The organism is Oleiphilus sp. HI0125, assembly GCF_001635355.1.
In genome coordinates this window covers 1-1,244 of sequence record NZ_LWGF01000986.1, presented here as the reverse complement: position 1 = coordinate 1,244, position 1,244 = coordinate 1, and the positions used below count along the sequence as shown (strand labels likewise).

Sequence of the window (1,244 nt, the reverse complement as noted above, 5' to 3'; positions counted from 1 at the left end):
ACCATGTTAATAGTCGTTGTCATGCTAGACGCCTGAGCAGTCAGGCTTTTTGCAGCAGCGATCAAATTTTGAGCTACACTCAAATAAAACAACAATTTATCACAACAAGCTTAGAGATTAGTTTATGTCGGCAGTGACGATTACAATCGCCATTGGAAGCCTTATTTGCGCAGGTATTGCATTGATCGTATTCGTTCAGGCAAGAGAGAAGGCGCGTATTGAGCGATTACGTCTGATCATCAAACTACAAGACCGACACACCAACATTCAAAACATCCTATCTAACATGCCACCGCAGTACCTCAATCCTACTTTGAGAAAAATTCTGCACGAGCAATCCATCGAAACCATCAAAGAACTCACTAAATTCAAACCCTCGTCTAAACACGCCGGTTACATTCAAGAAGACGAGCGAGCTATAAAGGAACTCCAAGAAAACCCGCAAAATCTTCCACCCGTTAAGGTTGACTCAACTGAGAAAGCCCGCGAGGTACGCATCATGCTGCAAAACTTATATAAGTTGCTGCATTTTTGGCGTAAAAAATCGCAGCTTTCACCCGATTTAGCCCAGCAACAGATGGCTCATGTAGGTTTTCTAGCGCGACAATCCAAGGCAGATTTATTTGCAGAGAAAGCAAAGCAAGCCGAGCTTGCAGGTAAACCGCGTGTTGCTATCCACAACTACCATAGTGCCATTGAGGTGTTAAGTGACGTATCAACGCACCCTTCTGCGATGCAAAATATTCAGGCATACAAACAAAAAATGGCAGAGCTGAATAAGAAAGCAGATCAACGTACTGAAGAGATCAATGCAAAAGCACAAGGTGAGCTTGAACAAAGCAGTGAATGGGACGATTTTTTGAGCCCAGAAGAAGACTGGAAGAAAAAGAATAGTTACTACGATGATTAACGAAAGAGCTCGCTAATTAAGCGCGCTCTTTATATGGCACTACTTGAATACCTGAGGCACTAGGCCAGCAAATCTTTAATATCTTGCTCGATGGCTTTCGGCTCAGTCTTAGGTGCGTAGCGCTTCAAGATCTCTCCCTCAGCATTGACCAAAAACTTGGTGAAGTTCCATTTAATTTTCTCAGAACCGAGCATCCCTTTAGCATTTGTTTTTAACAACGAGAATAAAGGGTGTGTGTCAGGGCCATTCACGTCGACCTTACTGAACATCGGGAATGTGACACCATAATTTAGCTCGCAAAACTCGCTAATTTGACTGTCGCTACCTGGGTCTT

2 protein-coding genes are annotated in these 1,244 nt (G+C 43.3%); one reads left to right on the top strand and one right to left on the bottom strand.

What is annotated here, in order from left to right:
- Positions 1-124: 124 nt before the first annotated feature.
- On the top strand, positions 125-910 hold the full coding sequence (locus A3762_RS16940) for a hypothetical protein (protein ID WP_068755666.1): 786 nt from the start codon (positions 125-127) through the stop codon (positions 908-910).
- Between the two features lie 59 nt (positions 911-969).
- Here A3762_RS16940 and A3762_RS16935 read toward each other — a convergent pair.
- Positions 970-1,244, bottom strand: a 275-nt coding sequence (locus tag A3762_RS16935; protein ID WP_369820691.1) for a glutathione peroxidase, incomplete at its 5' end; no start/stop codon positions are given.

Bases quoted from the DNA above. Each gene is read 5' to 3' on its own strand.
- A3762_RS16940 (WP_068755666.1), top strand. From the start codon at position 125: ATGTCGGCAGTGACGATTACAATCGCCATTGGAAGCCTTATTTGCGCA.